Below are 20,583 nucleotides of genomic sequence, written 5' to 3' on the forward strand. Positions count from 1 at the left end.
GTGCTATTTATAGCAATGAATTTTTCCATTCATAAGCTTGAAGTTTCTTCATTAATTTCTTGTCATTACCCATTTCTCTTAAAAAATTCAGGTGTCTTTCATGATGCATGTCGGTACCCAAGAACGACACTAGTTTTTCGTCTAACAATTTATTAGCAAGCTCTTTACTACCCGAACCATAATAACCAGCAAGAGAATTAATATTTACCTGAAGTTCGCAGCCTAATTGTTTAAGTTTTCTAAAAGTCTTGATAGATTTCTGAAGATATAAATACCGCTCTGGATGAGCTAATATAGGTTTATAACCCTTAGTTAATAGGTCAAAAATAACATGTTCAATACGCGGAGAATAAGCTACAAATGAGATTTCGACAAGAACATACTTATCCGAGAATGAAAGTAATTCTTCTTGCTCAATTTTCTTTTCAAAAAACTCATCCGCAAAATACTCAGCAGCATAAGAAAGATCGAGCATTGGAATGCTTGTACCAATTTGGCCAAGTACCTCATTAAAAGGTGCGTTTAAGGTTGTTTTATCATTCTCATAAAAGCCCTGATAAATATGCGGAGTGGTTATTACTTTTTCAAAACCTAGCTCGGCCAACCCATTTAACAAATTAATAGAATCTGATAATGAAGCACATCCGTCATCCACACCAGGAATCAAATGGGAGTGCATATCGGTTTTTAAAAAGTTGAAGGCATTTTCGTACGTATTCTTTTTGCTAAAAAAGCTAAACATAAATCTGGCGGCTATAATAAAATATGTCGCAATTAAGCACTAAATGCCATATACAAGTCAAAAAGAGTAATATACTTTTCTTATAAAAAACAAATGAGGGAGCACTTGAAATAAATTCTCTTATGCAATACCCTCTCATTGACACAAACCAGCTTTAGCTCCACTAAAGCTACAAAAGCCATTTAAAACTACTTTACTATGAACAAAATAAGCCCCCTTAACATAATGGTTCTCTGCAACCAACTTTTATACCTTGAAGCACTTAAAAGTCTTTTTAACTCAGAAAGCCAGCTAAGCTGCAAAGGAATATTAATGTCAAATCCTCAAGCTACCAATATCATAAAAAATGAAGACCCCGCACTTCTTTTGGTTGATGCCAATAGCATGGGTAAAAAAGTTTGGAATTTCTTATATGAAATTCGGACTAACACCCCGCAAATAAAGACCATCATACTAGCCAATAATAATGACCCCATTCACCTAGACATGGCTAAGGACAATGGCATTTCAGGTTATATTTTAAAATCGTCACCTATAGAACTATTAATGGCTACTATTAAAATAGTAAAAAATGGTGGGGAGTTCTTTGACAGAGGTAATTATGGTGAGAATGAAAAAGACATAAGTTTTGAAGAAAAGTATAAGCTTAGTAAGCGTGAAATGGAAATCATAACTCTTATAACCAATGGCAAAACCACTAAAACCATTGCAGAGCAGCTAGGTCTAAGCTTTCACACCATAGAAGCCCATCGAAAAAACATTCATAAGAAACTTAAAATAAACAAGGTAACTGAATTAATAAAACTAGTCTCCGAGTTTGAAGTATAAAAAAAACCGCCACAGAATCTGTGACGGCTTTCGCATCTATTCAATCCTAACCATTTCTTTTAAACTACTTCGGCAGCTATTACATTTTGGAAAATTATCTCTCCACTAGGAGAAAGCTCCATCATGATTACCGAATCTTTATCAATTTCATTTGCCAAAATCTTCTTTGACAATTCATTCAAAATCATTCGCTGAATAACTCTTTTGAGCGGCCTAGCTCCAAAAACTGGGTCAAAACCTTGCTCACCAAGTTTATCTAAAACCTCCACAGATGCTTCTAAAGTTATTCCTTGCTCTGCCAGCCTATTTTTGATGCCGTTGAACTGAATTTCTACTATCTGACGGATATTCGTTTTACTTAATGGGTCAAACAACACTATCTCGTCTATTCTGTTCAAAAACTCTGGTCTTACCGAAACTTTCAGTAAATCCATCACACCATCTTTGGCTTCCTGTTTATAGTACGTATGCCAAGCAGATTCGTCACCTTTTGTCTCTAAATATTTTTCTTGAATCACCTGCGATCCAATATTAGAGGTCATGATAATGATGGTATTCTTAAAGTTGGCCACCCTTCCTTTATTATCGGTCAGTCTTCCATCGTCTAACACTTGGAGCAGCACATTCCAAACGTCTGGGTGAGCTTTTTCTATCTCATCTAACAGCACTACAGAATAAGGTTTGCGTCTCACAGCTTCTGTAAGCTGACCACCTTCGTCATAACCTACATAGCCTGGAGGAGCTCCTACCAGCCTGCTTACCGCGTGCCTTTCCTGGTACTCACTCATGTCTATTCTTACCATGGCCGTGTCATCGTTAAAGAGATACTGAGCCAAGGTTCTTGCTAGTTCTGTTTTACCTACACCCGTGGTTCCTAAAAACAAGAAACTACCAATTGGCTTTTTAGGGTCTTGCATACCTGCTCTTGACCTTCTCACAGCATCAGCCACTAAACCTATCGCTTCTTCTTGCCCTGCTACTCGTTTTTTGAGTTCATCTTCCAAGTATAAAAGCTTCTCACGCTCACTTTGCAGCATTTTTGACACTGGAATTCCAGTCCATTTCCCTACAACTTCCGCTATATCTTCCGCAGTAACTTCCTCATTTATTAAGCCTTCCACGTTATCTTGTTTATGAGAAGCCGCCAGCTCTTTTAGTTTCTCTTCCGATGCTGGAATTTTTCCGTAACGAATTTCAGCCACTAAGCCAAAGTCACCAGAACGCTCCGCCTGCTCCGCTTCAAACTTCAAATGGTCTATCTTCTCTTTTAAAGTTCTTATTTCATCAACCTTACCTTTCTCGTTCTCCCACTGAGCTTTGTAAGCATCAAAACTCTGATTCAGCTCGGCTAATTCCTTTGACAGCACCGCTTCTTTTTCTTTGTCTTTCTCTCTCCTGATGGCCTCACGCTCTATTTCTAGCTGCATGATGCGTCTTCTGAGTTCATCCATTTCCTCTGGCATGGAGTCCATTTCTAGTCGCAGTTTTGAAGCTGCTTCATCCATTAAGTCAATAGCCTTATCAGGCAAAAACCTATCAGAAATATATCTGTTTGACAGCTCCACCGCGGAAATAACCGCATCATCTTGAATACGCACACCATGGTGAACTTCGTATTTTTCTTTGATACCCCTCAAAATTGAGATAGCATCTGTCACACTAGGTTCATCCACCACTACGGCCTGAAAACGTCTCTCTAGAGCTTTGTCTTTCTCTATGTATTTTTGATACTCTTTTAGTGTAGTGGCACCTATGGCATGTAGTTCGCCTCTGGCCAAAGCTGGTTTTAAAAGATTGGCTGCATCCATAGCACCCTCACCTCCACCTGCTCCTACAAGGGTGTGAATCTCGTCAATGAACAATATAATTTCGCCTTCAGAATCACTCACTTCTTTGATGACAGATTTCAGACGTTCCTCAAACTCACCTTTATATTTAGCTCCTGCCACCAACAGCCCCATATCTAAAGATATCAGCGTTTTTGATTTTAAGTTTTCAGGCACATCACCTTGCACTATTCTTTGGGCCAAACCTTCTACTATCGCGGTTTTACCCACACCCGGCTCTCCTAATAGTATGGGATTGTTTTTGGTTCTTCTAGCCAAAATCTGAAGCACACGCCTAACCTCCTCGTCTCTTCCTATCACTGGGTCAATCTTCCCCTTCTTTGCCTGCTCATTCAGATTTATACTGTATCTAGACAGGGCTTGATATTTATTCTCTGCGTTTTGGTCTTTCACTGGATTATCTTTTCCTCTTAATTCTACGATTGCTTTTTCTATTTCCTTCTGCACAAAGCCCACCTTTTTCAATAGCTGAGCCACTTTCTCTTTACCAGCCGCTAAAGCCCAGTAAAGAATCTCTACACTTATATATTCGTCTCCAAAATCCTTAATTTTATTTGTTGCTGCCGCCAATGTCACCGACAAATCGTTGCCAAGATAAGGCTGCCCACCCGCTCCGCTAACTTTTGGATAGGTATTGACCAAATCTTCCAGTTGCTGTGAAATTAAACTTTCAGAAATGCCCATTTGACCAAACAGATAAGACGAAGTATTAGGGTCTTGCTCTATCAAAGCTTTTAATAAATGTCCAGGTTCTACGGCTTGCTGCTGATTTCCTTGGGCTATTTGCACTGCCAACTGAATGGCCTCCTGTGCTTTAATGGTATATTGATTTAAATTCATGGTTGTTGATTTCTATGTGTTTTGTAATCGCTTTTTCAGTGATATATCATCAAAAAGTATGCGACCTCCATTTTTCGGAAAAATTGACAGATAAAGCACTAATTACCAATACCTAACATGACAAAACGGCTTATAACGAATGAAATAGTAACAGAAAAAATGAAATATTGTCATAGGCCAGACGGCTTTCCATTACTTCTTAGCCTAGCAATTAACTTTCAAAAAACTAATTTTTGATAATGTTAACTCTCCCTTCTTTCTTCTACAGGATAAAAGTCAAATCTATTATGCTCTGTCGGTGTAGCTAAAAGAATACCAGGCTTAATATTATTCTTTACGGTTTCTTGGTAAATATGAGACATCCAAGTTTGTTCGTAAGGCCTATCCCATTTTACTTCAAGGAACATTTTTTTATTTCCTTCTTTGGAAACTATTTGGGGCCAATTACAATAGAACACCTCCCCTGTAGCGTAAGGAAGTCCATTTGTAACTTTAATATTACTAAATTTTAAATACGGTGCATCTGAAGTATCATTCGAGATTTTCTCAGGCTTATCTTTAAAAAACTCCTCCCTTATTTGTTGAGGAACATTATGCCAACTCCATTGTAATTGATTATCGCCATAGAACTCTGTAAAATTCAATTTCAAGAAATCAAAATTTTCATTTTTTATAATTTGTAGCGATTTCCTGTAAAGCTGGTCAATTTTTCTAGCGAATCCATTTCGGCAAGTTTGACGTTCTCCATTATAAAAGAACATATCGTCCTCAAAAAAGAAATAATAGTCAAAGTCATTTTCCGCTGCATGCTCGGCCACCCACTGCCTTCCTCCGCATATTCCTATATTGTCTTTTTGAATATGCTCTATATTATACGTTTTGCAAAGCTTTTCATATTCTGGAAAAGTTGACTTGTCTGTGGAATTATTTAAGAGTATCCATTTAGGTTTAGTAATGAAATGTTCATCATACATTCTCATTGACGCTATTAAGGTTTCTAACTGCTTAGGGCTATTATAGGTAATAATGTAGAGTGCTGTATTGTCTATATTTCCAGTACTTAGTTCTGAAACACTTTCGTTTAGCGGTAGGTCTAAATCATTTTTAAGATCCTCAAAGTATTTAGAAACAAGCCCGTTTCCTTCAATAGGAAAGTATTGATACTTCTCTGGGTATCTGTACAACAAAATGGTAAAGAGGGACTCTTCTGTCCCCATATAACCTTCATGCAATGTACTTCCAAGTAGTTCATAGTATTGACCATTAAAGGATGGGATTTCTTCCACAGGCCCACCGAAAAAGCCACCTCTACATACTTTATTTACTTTAGAACCAGCTAACTCATTAAGTCTTTTATAATTAAACCCATGTATTTCGCTAGAAGCAATGTAAGGGAAAGCAAGAAAAGATATTTTATTTAACTTATTAAGCTTATCCACTACTAAATCATGCGTAAAGTACCCCGGATGGACTGTATTCGTAATCCCTGCGTCTATCCAAAAGAGATGGGTAGATTTAAATTTATCCAGTAGTTTGGCATCATGAAGAATAAAAGGTTTTGATAATACCAGTGGATTATACATTTCTAATTTAGCTTGGGTAGATTCTCCTAACCAGCCCACTTGCCCATACCATTCTTTATTTGTCCTTATAGATTGAATTACCTCAAAGAACTCGTTGATAAACCAATCTTCTGACCTTTCTATAAACTGTGTATTTTCTTCGGTTCTCACATTGAACACAAAATCCCTCAAGTTCTTGTCTCCAAAAATTATCATGTTGTTTGGAGCTTCTAGTAATTGACCGAATTTTTCTAAGTAAAACTCATAACTACGCGACCAGCCTTCAGTGAGAGCATCCCTTTTTATATCCCATAATCCAGTAACAAGCGTAACTCCGGTGTTATTCATTTCTTATTTACTAAAATAATAATCTGATAGTACTAAGCAGTCAAGTTTAGTATTATCATATACAGCTAATGCATCAGAATATCTACTTAAAATTGGTTTGCCATTAATATTAAAGGAAGTGTTTATCAATACGCCAATTCCTGAATGCTTTTCAAATTCTCCTAAAAGCTTATATAGCCAAGGGTTTTGCTCCTGCGTTACTGTTTGCACTCTGGCTGTGCCATCCACATGTGTGACGGATATAAGTTTTTCTCTCCATTCTTCTTTGACAGTAGGGCAAAAGCTCATCCACCTGCTTTCACCAGAAAAATTAAAATACTTTTCTACCTCTTCTAACCTCACTACTGGAGCAAAAGGCCTATACCATTCCCTATTTTTCACTTTGGTATTTAATACCTCTTTCATATCTGGGAAAGTAGGGTTACACAAAATACTTCGGTTTCCTAGTGCTCGCGGACCATGTTCTGCTGACCCTCTTACAACACCTACAATTTTGCCCATAGAAAGATCTCTTGAAAGTTGAGATATATCTAATGCTGTTGCTCTCCTTTCTTCTACGTAAGTCATTAAGATATTTCGGTCTAGTACCCCAATACCAGCATACGTTACATCTATTGCCCGATTTGGCTTTATAAGATTCAGTATCATGCCCGTGGCTATTCCACAATCGTTAGGGTTGGGCGGCACAAAAACCGGACGGTTTAATGTTTCTTTAAGCTTAGTATTTAAGAGAATGTTTAAAGCACAACCCCCAACCATAATAAGTGGTAAGTTAGGGTAGCTTTCTAAGAAGGGCTGAGCCATTTGCATAAAGACATTTTCAAAAGCAACTTGGGATGTTTTAGCTATATCCCATGCCAACTGTCCCTCTAACCTATTATCAATGTCAAAAACTATCCCCGTTTGATTACTTAAATCTCCTAGATATTCAATGTAATTTCTTCCATCTGGTTTCCTTCGGTAAAATTGTTCAAAATAAGGCAGCCATTCAGTATTCAAAACCCCATATGAACTTAAGCCCATTATTTTACCTGGATAAACCAAGTTTCCAACACTAAGAGCATCCTCCTTTCTAATATCCTTTAAAAATTCTCCAAAACTCATGTAAGGGAACCCTAAATCTAGATCATACTTATCTAATAATTTAATAGAGGTGCGTTCTTCGGCTTTGTAAACATTAAAAAAGCCATCATTACCTCCTCCATCAAATGATATAATTAGAGCCTTCTTATAATCCGTTTGATATAGTCCGCAAGCCGCATGGCTGTAGTGATGAAAACACTGAACATACTTTTCCGCAGGAATCAGGTTTTGATAATGCGTAAAACCATTACCATCATAGGTATCTGTGTTTAAAAAGTAGCAAGTTTCATACGCTGAAATATTATGCTCTTCCTCAATATATTTAAGAATATGTTTAACTAAAAACGGTCTGGAATAAGAAGGGAGGTATTGAGAATAACCCGCATTTTTACTTGATATAAACCTTTCTACTTCTATTACGGTAATAAGTTCTCCATCCTTTTCTACGGCTATAGCAGCATTATGAGAACCATAAAATGAAATATTTGCCATACTACAAACTGCGTTCTATTCTATCACACCATCCTTTGGAAGTTGAATACGGCCATATTAACCATTTTGACGGAACAGGTCCAGTATATTTTCTCCAGATATTTAACCATTCACCGGTTGTATTGAAAAGTTCTTTTATTTCATCTTTATCCGCATCTTTTCTATAAATATCAGCTCCTTTTTCATCGAGAAAAGCGACTACTAAAAATTCGTAATCCTTTTCTGGCAAGGAAGTTTTATGCACGTCTATACAATGCTCAAAAATATTATAAAATGAATTCTCATAATCCTCTACCTCTGGATTTGGAGCTAAATTATTGTCAAGCGTATGTTTTTGTACACCTCTATCCTTAAACCTTATTCCGGCAAATTTCTCATAATCTGCAACAGTACGTACCCTTCCGAACCCATAGAGTCCAAAATCATTCGTTTTCTCTTCGCCATCTATGCCGAATAACTGTTTCACCCGCTTATGAGTATATGTATTTGTTACAAACCATTCTTTTTCGTCATCCCAATGCTTAATTCTACCTTTTCTGGTGTACTCGTGCCAAGCAACAATTTTATGTGGATGAAATAGGTCATAGCCATGTGTATAAGCCCTTACAGCTATACTAATTTCTTCTCCGTGAAAGTAAAATGAAGGGTCGTGCTGAACTTCCTGTGAAAACAAACCAATTGTAAACGCAAAGTGTGCCGAATAAAATCTAGCAGGCACTGGAAGCGTAAGGCTTTCGGCATGCTCTATAGTGGAAGGCAAAAAAAAGACCACTCCTTCTGGCGTAAATCTATCAAAATCCATTTTCCAAGGCTCCTTGGCTCTCCCTTCTGGGTCATTTTCTGGGTCAAAAGAAGGTATATAAGCAGTTAGCAGTGGCTTTTTTATGCCATTATTTCGTAGAGACTCTAACATATCAATTAAAAGCACATCCCATCCTTCAACAAACCTATGGTGGGAGTCTAACTGTAAGGTATATTTTTCCCCATTATAGTGCTGCTGAACTAAGTTTCTTGCCCAACAAACCCCCTTCGCTTCTTGATAAGGAACCTTAACTACATTTACTCTTTCATCCGAAAGGTATTTATCTAAATTATCCCATGTATCTTCATCAGAAGTTTGCCAAGCCACAGTAACTCTTAGATTTTCATCGTGTTCTGCCTTCTCAAACAAATCATCTAATGTAGGTACTAATTGTGGATCTCTATAGCTTGCTATCTGTACAAATATTGTATTCTCTCCTGTATTAGAATCCTTTATCAACATATAATGCGTTTACCTATTTTAATCATATCATTCTTATGAAGATACTAACCACATTCAGCATCAATCCAATCTATCATAATTACTAATTCAAAGAAACTTTGAAACGAAACAACTAATCATTTAAAACCAGAACAAGCTTACCGTCTAAATTTGTTAAACGTTTTTAAAATCGCTCCTCTTTTAAAGTAAAACTAAAAAAGACAAAAACCGAATTGCTAAAACTAAACTTAAAAACACTAACCTAATAGTCGATCTTTTATTTTTTTTATATTTGTTAACTTGACAAATTTAATCCTGTTTGAAGGACGATTAGATTTGATTGACAAACATTTATAGTTCATGAGCAAAGACGATAAAAAAAACGAAAAGGGCTTAAACAGAAGGCTTGCAATTAAAGAGTTATTCCTAGGTTCATCAGTCATGTTGGTAGATAAACCTTCTCAATTTACCGCATGGAGGAAAACTAAAGATACAAGTTTATTAAATGCCCTTGGGAATGCTAATTCAGCCCAAACGCCAAGCCTGACTTTTCCAGTATTCACGTCCCCTTTTCCTACGTTTTACCTGACACCATTTCCGTCGCTAGGCCCTACACCTACGCCTTCGAATACCCCTTGGGCACCGCAACCGTCTCCTTCGAATACTCCGTTTGCAGCATCACCTACGCCTACGCCATCTCAAACATTAACGCCGACGCCAACAGCAAGTCAATATTCTACCTTAACTCCCACACCCACGCCATCTCAGACATTTATGCCGACGCCGACGCCAAGTTTGTCTGCTACTTTGACGCCGTCACCAACGCCAAGTCTATCGCTAACTTTAACACCGACCCCGACACCTAGTCTATCGCTTACTTCAACACCGACGCCAACACCTAGTTTATCGCTTACTTCAACACCAACGCCGACACCTAGTCTATCGCTTACTTCAACACCGACGCCGACTCCTAGTCTTTCTCTTACTTCAACACCGACGCCAACACCAAGTTTATCGCTAACTTCAACTCCAACGCCGACACCTAGTCTTTCTCTTACTTCAACACCAACGCCGACGCCAAGCCCATCTTTGACCCCATCTCCTACTCCTACCGCTACTAAAAACATATGGATTGGACCAACACATGGTGACTGGAACGGAAGTAACAGTTATTGGAGTAAAGGCTCTATTCCTGTTTCCACAGACGAAGTCATCATTCCTAGTACTTCTAATTTGACAGTTTTAACAGGCACTACGGCAGTCTGTAAGACCATCGATGTACAATATGGAGCTGTCTTTGATGTTCAAGCGGGAGCGGTTCTCAGTATCACAACACCTTAAAGTATTCAAATAGCAATCTATAGATTATGCTTTTCATTTTTAGCTCATCTTGCAGCTCTTCAATATTCTAAAGAGTGAGGTTTTTTTGACAAAAAAACAGGCCTAATATGCCCAACACTATGTTAAGCTAAAGTAAATTTCTGTGATAGCGTATAAAAACGTTATTTCGTGTGATGATAAAAGACCTCAACAATGCCTGGCGTAAAACTGCCAGTACCCTATATAAAAAACCAGAAGACTCAAAAATCCTTGGCTCAGTGGAGCTAGATATCACTGATTTACAAGAATACATCAACAAAAAAAGAAAGGAAGGTCTCAAAATCACTTTGACTCATTTCTTTACTCTAGCTACCGCAAGAGCCATAAATGACAAACTTCCCGAACTCAACACCTATATCAAACGAGGGAATGTCAAATCTTATGACGACATAAATGCCACAGTAAGTGTGCTACTGAGAGAAAATGAAATGGGTTCTGTCAAAATTGACAAAGTCAATACCCTAAGTTTTTCAGACTTAGTCCCTATTCTTAATACTAAAATAAAGGAAGCCAGAAAGGGAACTGAAAACGGCACCATGAAACTAAAAGAAACCATGGCTTCTATTCCGTGGCCATTCAGAAATCTGTTTTATTGGTTTATCAGAAAAATGCTGGTGGATTGGGGTTTATCTATTGGTGGTATATCTGCCAATGATATGGGTTCATATATCGTCTCAAACATCGGAAGCTTAGGCCTTGATACTGGTTACCCTGCCCTTTTTCCAGCTACCAATGTTTCGTTCGTATTAATCATGGGCGGTGTAAAGAAAACCCCTTTGGTAATTGATGACGAAGTCAAAATCAGAACTGTAATCACCCTTGCCGCAGCTCTTGACCACCGCGTGGTAGACGCTTCTCATGCTGGAATTTTATTTAAATATTATAAGAGCATTGTAAAGACACCTGAATTACTGGAAGATAAACCTTAAGTATTATTAATTATTGGCCGTCAAAATTGTTTTCTCTCCTTCTAGTTTTTCAAGGCGTTGTAATACGGAATTTAAAACGCTCGCTTGTTGATTGTTAATCGCTTGTTGTTTTTCTATCATAAGCTGCTGCTCCTGCATAGCTTTAATCATGGGAGCTAGTAAATCATTATATCTTACAGAATAGTAACCGTCTTGGTCTTTGTTTAATAAGCCCAAATCTTTTTCAGTCAATCCATATTCTCCTAACGTTTCTACAATTTCTTGGGCTATAAGACCAAACTCTACGTCATCATTCTCATTGTTTTTACGATGGTAGGCCACCGGCTTTAGGTCTTTAATAAAATCCAGACCTAACGGTACTGTTACTATGTTTTCTTTCCAACGTCTGTCTGAGGTTACATTCCAGGCTACTTGAATATCTGCAGCAGTAATTGAAGTATTACCCATTCTTATTTTATTGCTGGCGTTTACCGAAGCATTATACCCAATAGCGATTGTATTGAATAGGTTATTAGTGGTAACATCTGCCTGATATCCTATGGCCGTATTATTATAACCAGTAGTGTTAGAGCCAAGTGATGAGTGTCCTAAGGCCGTGTTTTGATTTCCTGTGGAATTAACAACTAATGCACTGGTGCCCGATGCTGTATTTTTATGTCCTGTTGAATTAAAAAACAAGGCATAAGAACCGTTTGCCGAATTACCGTCGCCAGAAGTATTATTTAAAAGAGAAAAAGAGCCATTGGCGGTATTTTCTTTCCCTGAGCTATTTTTCACCATGGAATTAGCACCAATAGCCGTATTGTAGTTTCCAGAGACATTAGATGAAAGAGCACTATCACCGGAAGCTACATTCTGCTTTCCAGTGGTATTACTAAACAATGCACTATAACCACTTGCAGTGTTTCCTACACCAGACTTATTGCTTGACAATGCATATGAGCCAATAGCGGTATTTTTATCTCCTGTGTAGTTAAGTCCACTAAGTGTCATAACTCCAACAGCCGTATTTTTACTACCAGATATGTTATTCCTTAATGCTCTCTGGCCTACAGCTACATTTTCTTCACCAGTATTATTATTAAACATAGCATAATGACCGATAGCCGTATTACCACTTCCTGAGACATTATAATGCATAGCCCAAGCACCAGTTGCGGTATTATTTTGACCTGTGCTATTTGTTCCCAAAACATAGACTCCAGTTGCAGTATTTTCTACACCGATCGTGTTGTCGCTCAATGCCAATGTTCCAGTTGCAGTATTTCTAAATCCGGTTGTATTGCTATTTAGCGAATTTCTTCCTGTGGCAGTATTGTTATCACCAGTGGTGTTATTTTGCAATGAGTTTGCACCAATCGCAGTATTGTAGTTTCCAGTAGAATTCGAATATAAAGATTTTGCTCCAATTGCAGTATTATTATCTCCTATGCTATTATAATAGAGCGAACTATCGCCCAGTGCGGTATTTCTATCTGCTGTGGTGTTACTATATAGGGCACTACGGCCAATAGCAGTATTAAAACTTCCTGTGCTATTTTTAAATAAAGAATTTACGCCCATTGCGGTATTATTGTTTCCTATGGTATTACTATAAAGGGCGTTTCTACCACTAGCCGTGTTATAGTACCCTGAGGTATTATTGTATAAAGCACTTACTCCATAAGCTGTATTGTTATGCCCAGAGCCATTACTTCTCAAAGAAAAAGCACCAGTAGAGGTATTACTGTGACCTGCTAAATTATTATTTAAAGCCCTGACACCAATCGCTGTATTGTTTATGCCTGATGTATTACTATTTAACGAATATGGGCCAAGGGCAACATTTGAAGTATCTGTTATATTTCCTGAATACTTTGAACTCAGGCCATTGGGCATAATGGTGATAGAGCCATCGGCATCTGAACCAGTATAACTTTGAATTTGAGCAAAAGAAAAGGTACTTATAAAGAATAAAACGAGTGTTTTTATTAAGTTTTTCATGAAAATATATTTTTCGATTTTAGGTACTTTTATTTCTTAGAACTTAGTATTACTCCTTCGGTTTCTAGACTTTCAACACGCTTGAGTAATGCATTTAAGGCAGTGGTTTGCCAATCATTTACTTTCTGCTGTTCTAGCATGGCACTCGCTTGTTTAGAATTAACCTCCTTCAGTTTTTCTATCATAAGCTGCTGCTCCTGCATAGCTTTTATCATGGGAGCTAGTAAATCATTATAACGTACCGAATAGTAGCCGTCTTGGTCTTTGTCTAATAAGCCCAAGTCTTTTTCAGTCAAACCATATTTCGCAAGCGTTTCTACTATTTCTTGGGCTATTAGCCCAAACTCTACGTCATCCTTCTCATTATTTTTACGATGGTAGGCCACTGGCTTTAGGTCTTTGATGAAATCTAAACCTAGTGGTACTGTAACTATGTTTTCTTTCCAACGTTTGTCTGAGGTTACATTCCATGCTACTTGAATATCTGCTGCTGTTATTGAAGTATTACCAATTCTTATTTTATTGCTGGCGTTTACTTTTGCTTCGTAGCCTATGGCGGTAGCATTATGTAGATTATTGGAGCTAACATCAGATTGATAACCGAGGCCAGTATTATTATACCCAGTGGTATTGCTACTTAATGCAGAATGCCCTAAGGCAGTGTTTTGAATACCTGTGGAATTTACTATTAATGCACTCGTACCAGTTGCTGTATTTTTATCGCCTGTTGTGTTAAGAAGTAAAGCATAAGCTCCATTTGTAGCATTACCATCCCCTGAAGTATTATTGAGCAGCGAATAAGAGCCAAAAGCCGCATTATCCTTACCTGTAGTATTGTCTAATAAGGAGAAAGTACCATTTGCAGTATTATAATTTCCAGTTGTGTTATGATACAAAGCACTATCTCCTAATGCAGTATTGTGATGTCCTGCAGTATTATAGTATAGGGCACTATGACCAGTGGCTGTATTGGAGTAGCCATTAGTGTTCGAGTATAATGAATTCCGTCCACTTGCGGTATTGTTACGACCAGTAGTATTCTCGAATAAAGAATAGCTACCATTTGCTGTATTACTACTTCCTGAGGTGTTGTTCAACAATGAATAAAAACCATTTGATGTATTGTTATGTCCTGTGGTATTCCTATATAATGCCAAACCTCCACTTGCGGTATTCGCTCCTCCTGAAATATTATGGTATAGAGCCTCACGACCAATTGCGGTATTAGAACTCCCTAAAGTGTTCCTGTATAATGATGAAACACCGATGGCTGTATTAAACATCCCATTAATATTACTATACAAAGCACCTCTACCGCTTGCCGTATTATATCTTCCAATTGTATTTCGAGAAAGTGTATTATACCCAACTGCAGAATTATAATATCCCGTAGTATTATTTCTTAATGCGTTAGAACCAATAGCTGTATTTTCCTTTGATTCGTAGTCTTCTTCTCCTGTCACGATACTGATAAGGGCATTGGGGCCTAAAGCCACATTAGAAGGGTCAAACTTTTTACCAGTATACCTAGAACTCAAACCATCAGGTGTAATGGTGATAGAGCCATCTGTTCCTGAGCCTGTATAGCTTTGAATTTGGCCAAAAGAACAGATACTAATTAAAAGCAAAGAAATGGTGATTTGTAAGTTTTTCATGAAAGTGTATATTAACTAATTGATTAAGACAAGTTATTCAATTCCCATTCGGCTTTAAACCAATATGAACGGCTACTTATACTTATTTGAAGCTTTAAACTTTGCTTCGTTCAATGAAAGCAAGGCTTCTATTTCTCCTATCTCTGCAGTCAATTGACTTAGCCTAATTTCTTGCTCCTGAAACTGCGAATCGTGTTTTTCAATCAATTCCTTATGACCATTCAGCAGTACTTGTTGCTCTTGAACGGCTTTAATAACTATGGGAATAAAGTCATTATACCGCACCGAAAAATAACCATCAGACCCTTTATTAAGTAATCCCAACTCATTTGTCGCAAAGCCATACTCATTCAAGGTTGCTTCAAGCTCTTGAGCTATTAAGCCGAACTCTAGTTCTTTCTTTTCATTGTTTTTACGGTAATAGCTTACAGGTTTTAGTTCTTTTATGAAATCTAGCCCAAGTGGTATTGTTCTAACGTTATCTTTCCAGCGTTTGTCTGAAGATACAGACCACGCTACCTGAATATCCGCAGCCGTAATCGACGAGTTTCCTATCCTAATACTATTACTATAAAGGGCCTTTGCGGTGAATCCAATGGCAGTGGCATTACTTAGGTTTACAGAGTCCACATCTGCATTATAACCGATGGCCGTATTTCTATGACCTGTTATATTTGAAAAAAGAGAATTACTGGCAGCCGTGTTGTAATTACCGCTTCCGTTTTCGTAAAGTGCTCCAGAACCCACAGCAGTATTATAATTTCCTGTGGTATCTAAATAAAGGGCTAAATAGCCAGTTCCTGTATTGTAATCGCCAGAAATATGCCTGTTAAGTGCATAGCTTCCATGTGCCGTATTATTACTTCCAGACTTGTTTCCCAAAAGTGCTTCATTTCCTATCGCAGAATTGTTTTCTCCGTTTATACTTTGAAAAAGTGCCCTGTTTCCGATAGCTATATTATGAGAACCTGTGGTATTTTCTGAAAGTGCAAAAAGCCCAGTAGCTGAATTGTAATTGCCCGTTGTATTAGCATCGAGTGCTAGGAGTCCGGTTGCCGTGTTGTGTTCTCCTGTCTGGTTTAGAACAAGAGCCCTATACCCCATAGCAGTATTTCTATCTCCCGATGTATTCTGAAGGAGTGTATAGTTCCCAGAGGCGGTATTGTAATTTCCTGTTTCGTTTTGACCAAGGGACCGCTCTCCGTTGGCAGTATTATAACTTCCTGAACTGTTAGCAACTAGCGAATAATAACCAGTAGCGGTATTATTATTTCCTGCGGTATTTTGAGCAAGCGAATAAGCCCCGCTTGCTGTATTATTATTTCCGCTTATGTTACTGCTGAGGCTTCCTATACCACTTGCGGCATTCTCGTATCCAGATGTGTTGTTACCAAGAGCCGCACCTCCAATAGCAGTATTGAAATTTCCCGTGGTGTTAGCGTTTAAAGTAAATCGTCCTATTGCTACATTTGATGTTGTCTTTGAAGGGTCAGTGTTTGATGAAGAAATCCCCTGAGGAATGATGGTCAAAGAACCATAAGATAAGTTTGTGATAGTTTGAAGTTGGCTAAAAGTACTTAGACTTATGACAAAAAAGAGTAAAAACGAGGCGATGGCTTTCATAATAAATTGACTTTAGTGTTTTGAAAGAAAAAATCAATTCATGATGGAGAATTGATAAAAATCATTGAACAATTCTGTTACTTGGTACCTTTTTCACTAATCGAATTTGCGGATAGTTTGGTAACAATATTTGCCAACTTTGAAGCTAATACTGTCATCTGAGTTTCTTGCTGTTCAAACCTTAGCTCATGCCCAACTATTGTTTCTTTTTGTTTGTCAATAACTTGCTGTTGTTCCTGTACCGCTTTAATCAGTGTGGCTATCAAATCATTGTACCGCACCGAGTAATAACCATCTTGATCTTTATCTAATAGTCCTAGCTGTTTTTCTGAGAACCCATACTTTTTTAGCGTCTCTTCTAGTTCTTGAGCAACTACCCCGAACTCTACATCTTGATTTTCGTTATTTTTTCGGTGATAGCTAACTGGATTTAGATCATTGATAAATTTTAAACCCAATGGCAGAGGTTCTATAGCTTCTTTCCATCTTCTGTCAGATGTCACGTTCCAGGCTACCTGTATTGCTGCAGAAGTTATACTTGCATTTCCCATCCTAATTTTATTACTCGCATTCACAGTTGCACCAGAACCCACTGCTATAGTATTTGAGAGGTTTGACGAGGTCACCCCTGCTGCATTACCAATCGCAGTATTATTATTCCCTGTTGAGTTGCCTAAAAGTGCAGCAAATCCTATTGCAGTATTTCGCTCTCCAGTAGTGTTAGCATAAAGTGCTAAACTGCCGTCGGCGGTATTATATTGACCGGAAGTGTTTAAATATAAAGCACTTCCACCGCTGGCCATATTACTTGAACCTGTGGTGTTAGAATAAAGTGCTTGATAACCCATTGCCGTATTATTTGACCCTGTAGTAGTATTATAAAGTGCATCAGTTCCAGTAGCGGTATTGTTTGAAGCCGTTGTGTTCCTGTACAGTGCCTGATAACCATTTGCGGTATTACCTGATCCAGTAGTAGTAAAGTAAAGTGCCTTACTTCCATTGGCAGTATTATTGTCCCCTGTTAAGTTGTAATAAAGTGCCTGGTTTCCATTTGCAGTATTAAATGAACCCTCTGTATTTCTATACAGTGCGGAAGCTCCAATTGCCGAATTCCCCTCACCTATGGTTGTATAATAAAGTGCAGCCCTCCCGACAGCCACATTTCTACCCCCAGTAGTGTTACTATAAAGTGCTAAAGCCCCATTGGCAGTATTATTAATTCCTGTGGTATTATTGTATAGTGCATAGCTTCCGGTAGCGGTATTAAAAGAAGCCGTGGTGTTGCTATTAAGTGCATAAGTTCCGTTTGCAGTATTTCCATTCCCCTCTGTATTATTATAAAGTGCACTAGCTCCACTTGCAGAGTTTTCAATACCAGAGGTATTCTTATAAAGTGCTGAAGTTCCTATGGCGGTGTTACTACTTCCAGTTGTATTAAAAAAAAGAGTGTTATAGCCTAGACCTACATTACTTGTTGTTTTTGAAGGGTCGGTTTTTGAGGAAGTAATACCCTGCGGTATAATCGTCACGGAGCCGTCAGCGTCACTTGTTAAACTTTGAATTTGAGAAAAAGAAGTGCTGTGAATTAAGAAAAGGGAAAGGATGATTTGTAGACTTTTCATTTGGAATTTCATTTATGTATTTCTGACAAATAAGAATTCTAAAAAGGGGTTTTATTATGTTAGGGCTGTTTTGCTAAATCAGCTTCACTTTTGACAGTTAAGAGTATTTCAATTTGGCCAGTCACTTCTACTCTTTATACGTTACCAAAATCTTAATAGGTTTGCTTAAAATATTGGCACTATTTCCGGGTATATTCCTTACACTTATGGCACCATCATCATAGTGGTAATTAAATTCATGTCCAAGATGATAAGTATAACTAGGTGGAACAAAATCATTAGCACTTGGTGCAGCTGCATTTACCGTTATATCAATAGCCAGTATCTTCTCTGCATTACTAATACCATGGGATACATTTGTTAAACCTCCTTCTAGAGAGGAGGTGGTACCAGAAATCTCTTTCATTTTAATTTTAGGAGCAGAAGAACCCAGTTTAGAGAAACCATTAACATCTAAATCTGATTGTGTCGCTCCTGAGGTTCCACCAATCTGCACTTTAGCACCTGCACTACTATTTAAAAAAAGTGTAGTACCATTTGTACTATTCCACGCATTTATAGAGGAACCGCTTATGTTTGTATGTGCCAAAGACAATTGACCAAAAATAGCTGTACCAGAGGTTGAATTAATACCTGTTGTAAAATAGTTTATGTGTAGTGGCACTGCTGGATCATCTATATTTAACCCCAGATATCCCTTATGAGTTAATCGCATCCGCTCTTCTGGTGATATTGTACCGTTTGATGTAGTTGAAAATCGGATATCTGTGCCATTTGCTGATTCTGTCCAATTTTCCGCCGCTGTAAATCTAACTCCAACTCTATCGCCCGTGAATGATGTTCCATTATGACCTAGAGCAGTTAAGTCTAATAAACCACTACCCAAACTAAGAGCATTAGGTGATGTTAATGTACCCCTGCTCCTTATACCTCGGATTTGAGGCTCATCAGATCCAGTTAAATCAAGATCAGGATTTGCTCCTTTTATGTAACCAGCATCAGGCCGAATCTCAAAAGATTGGGCATTAGCTCCAATAACACCGAAAACCAAAAAAGCAGAACACAGTAAAATCCTTGTCATTTTGTATTATGTATAGTTTGAGACTGTTTTAACGTGGTGCAGACTTAGCTTTTTTTGACCTGTGAGGATATAGTCAAGCATTGTTACAAATAAAGCCTTTCAAGCCATAAAAAGACCTAACCCAATTGGGTGAAGCTTATCACCCATTTGGGTGATTTTGGTATATTTGTTAAAATTTCAGGAGAAATAAGCTCACTAAAATAAATAATAGGCTAGGCGGATATTTTTATCCCAATTGAAGTGCAAACTGTTTATGTTAAAAAAGTACATCTTTCTTTGCCTAATTCTATTTAGTTTTCAGGCATTTGCTGGTGCTCAAAACTTGAACTTACAAACTCAGGATGTTGGCTATGGTCAAATAAGCCAACTACCCATCGAGCATGAAGAGATATTACTGGTTGGCTTGCTTACTGGGCTGCTCTTGATCTATCTTACTCTTTCAGTGTTGGCCAAAATAAAACCCTATATACTCTGTAGTTTTTGGTTTATGAGTATCCTTACGCTATACATATGGCGGTCTGGTTACGCCTTTGTGCTTTTTCCTAGCCTTGACGGCAGTCCTTATCACAGTATCTATTTTTTCATTTTGCAAAGCGTACCCTTGGTGGTGTATTTAATTATCACAAAAGCTGTGACAGTCTTGCAGACCAGAGATTATCAGATTTTTGAAAGAATTTTCACAGTCTTCCTCAGACTATCCGTTAGCTATCTTGCCTTAGTAACCTTGCTTAGCTTTTGGGATGTTGACTTAATTGTGAATAATTTCAAACTAGTCCAGGGCATTTTTTGGGTGTTTTTGGGTTTACTAGGAATACCGTCGCTTGCCTGGCTTGTTTTAAGTTCTCGTAAAAATCTCAATTTCTTCAAGTTTCAAACTTCATTCGCACTCCTTTTTGCTATTTCATTGATAGGAAAATTCCTTTTGAGCCCTTCCGATTTCCCTTCTGCATTTTTGAAACCAAAGCACTTGCTTTTCGGTATCACCGCTCAGCTTATCTACATGTTTTGGCTTTTACTGAAGGAAGTTTTTAAAACTCAGGAATCCAGCATCTATGAAAACGACATAGACCTACCTCCAGCTGAATCAATAAAGGTGGAGGAGTACAATAGTTTGTTAGACATTCTTAGTCCACGGGAGCTAGACATTTTTACGGCATACTGCAATGGCTTTTCTTATAGTGAAATAAGTAGCTCCTTCTTGATAAGTCCAAATACGGTAAAAACCCACTTAAAAAGTTGTTACCGAAAGTTAGAAATAAACTCCAAGGTTGAAGCTATAAGCATAATGAATGCTAAGAAAAGCTAACAGCTACTTTAACTCTTCT

General features: G+C 37.9%; 14 protein-coding genes. 4 read left to right on the top strand and 10 right to left on the bottom strand.

Going from position 1 to position 20,583, the window contains the following annotated elements; all coding sequences use genetic code 11:
• Nucleotides 1–7 precede the first annotated feature (7 nt).
• On the bottom strand, nt 8–742 hold the full coding sequence (locus AADJ06_RS08735) for a CpsB/CapC family capsule biosynthesis tyrosine phosphatase (protein WP_341226049.1): 735 nt from the start codon (nt 740–742) through the stop codon (nt 8–10).
• 198 nt (nt 743–940) lie between these two features.
• Between AADJ06_RS08735 and AADJ06_RS08740 the strand changes: the two genes are divergently transcribed.
• The gene (locus tag AADJ06_RS08740; protein WP_341226050.1) at nt 941–1,570 is read left to right on the top strand and encodes a response regulator transcription factor; all 630 of its coding nucleotides are present in this window, start codon (nt 941–943) and stop codon (nt 1,568–1,570) included.
• Nucleotides 1,571–1,629: 59 nt separating this feature from the next.
• Here AADJ06_RS08740 and clpB read toward each other — a convergent pair whose 3' ends face one another.
• From clpB to AADJ06_RS08760, 4 genes are all read right to left on the bottom strand, one after another.
• A complete protein-coding gene (clpB, locus tag AADJ06_RS08745; RefSeq protein ID WP_341226051.1) occupies nt 1,630–4,257 on the bottom strand; it encodes an ATP-dependent chaperone ClpB in 2,628 nt (875 codons plus the stop codon).
• A 242-nt stretch (nt 4,258–4,499) separates the two neighbouring features.
• Entirely contained in the window at nt 4,500–6,167 is a 1,668-nt protein-coding gene (locus AADJ06_RS08750; protein ID WP_341226052.1) for a WlaTC/HtrL family glycosyltransferase, read from the bottom strand.
• Between the two features lie 3 nt (nt 6,168–6,170).
• Nucleotides 6,171–7,742 (bottom strand): carbamoyltransferase C-terminal domain-containing protein, encoded by a 1,572-nt coding sequence (locus AADJ06_RS08755; RefSeq protein WP_341226053.1) that lies wholly within the window; start codon nt 7,740–7,742, stop codon nt 6,171–6,173.
• Nucleotide 7,743: 1 nt separating this feature from the next.
• Complete coding sequence (locus AADJ06_RS08760) at nt 7,744–9,006, bottom strand: GlcNAc-transferase family protein (protein ID WP_341226054.1); 1,263 nt, start codon at nt 9,004–9,006, stop codon at nt 7,744–7,746.
• A gap of 339 nt (nt 9,007–9,345) precedes the next feature.
• On the opposite strand from AADJ06_RS08760, the gene AADJ06_RS08765 reads away from it, so the two are divergent.
• Nucleotides 9,346–10,326 (top strand): hypothetical protein, encoded by a 981-nt coding sequence (locus AADJ06_RS08765; RefSeq protein ID WP_341226055.1) that lies wholly within the window; start codon nt 9,346–9,348, stop codon nt 10,324–10,326.
• A gap of 173 nt (nt 10,327–10,499) precedes the next feature.
• The gene (locus AADJ06_RS08770; RefSeq protein ID WP_341226056.1) at nt 10,500–11,294 is read left to right on the top strand and encodes a 2-oxo acid dehydrogenase subunit E2; all 795 of its coding nucleotides are present in this window, start codon (nt 10,500–10,502) and stop codon (nt 11,292–11,294) included.
• A 6-nt stretch (nt 11,295–11,300) separates the two neighbouring features.
• On the opposite strand, the gene AADJ06_RS08775 is transcribed toward AADJ06_RS08770, so the two are convergent.
• The 5 genes from AADJ06_RS08775 to AADJ06_RS08795 all read right to left on the bottom strand — a co-directional run bounded on the left by AADJ06_RS08775 (nt 11,301) and on the right by AADJ06_RS08795 (nt 19,258).
• Nucleotides 11,301–13,277, bottom strand: coding sequence for a tail fiber domain-containing protein (locus tag AADJ06_RS08775; protein ID WP_341226057.1), 1,977 nt, complete (start codon nt 13,275–13,277; stop codon nt 11,301–11,303).
• A 29-nt stretch (nt 13,278–13,306) separates the two neighbouring features.
• Complete coding sequence (locus tag AADJ06_RS08780; protein ID WP_341226058.1) at nt 13,307–14,932, bottom strand: tail fiber domain-containing protein; 1,626 nt, start codon at nt 14,930–14,932, stop codon at nt 13,307–13,309.
• A gap of 72 nt (nt 14,933–15,004) precedes the next feature.
• Entirely contained in the window at nt 15,005–16,555 is a 1,551-nt protein-coding gene (locus tag AADJ06_RS08785) for a tail fiber domain-containing protein (RefSeq protein WP_341226059.1), read from the bottom strand.
• A gap of 77 nt (nt 16,556–16,632) precedes the next feature.
• Nucleotides 16,633–18,177, bottom strand: a complete 1,545-nt coding sequence (locus tag AADJ06_RS08790) for a tail fiber domain-containing protein (RefSeq protein ID WP_341226060.1) — start codon at nt 18,175–18,177, stop codon at nt 16,633–16,635.
• A gap of 127 nt (nt 18,178–18,304) precedes the next feature.
• Nucleotides 18,305–19,258, bottom strand: a complete 954-nt coding sequence (locus AADJ06_RS08795) for a hypothetical protein (protein ID WP_341226061.1) — start codon at nt 19,256–19,258, stop codon at nt 18,305–18,307.
• Between the two features lie 253 nt (nt 19,259–19,511).
• On the opposite strand from AADJ06_RS08795, the gene AADJ06_RS08800 reads away from it, so the two are divergent.
• Entirely contained in the window at nt 19,512–20,564 is a 1,053-nt protein-coding gene (locus AADJ06_RS08800; protein WP_341226062.1) for a LuxR C-terminal-related transcriptional regulator, read from the top strand.
• The last annotated feature ends 19 nt before the right edge of the window (nt 20,565–20,583 follow it).

It is taken from the genome of uncultured Arcticibacterium sp. (assembly GCF_964021845.1).
Lineage (GTDB): Bacteria > Bacteroidota > Bacteroidia > Cytophagales > Spirosomataceae > Arcticibacterium.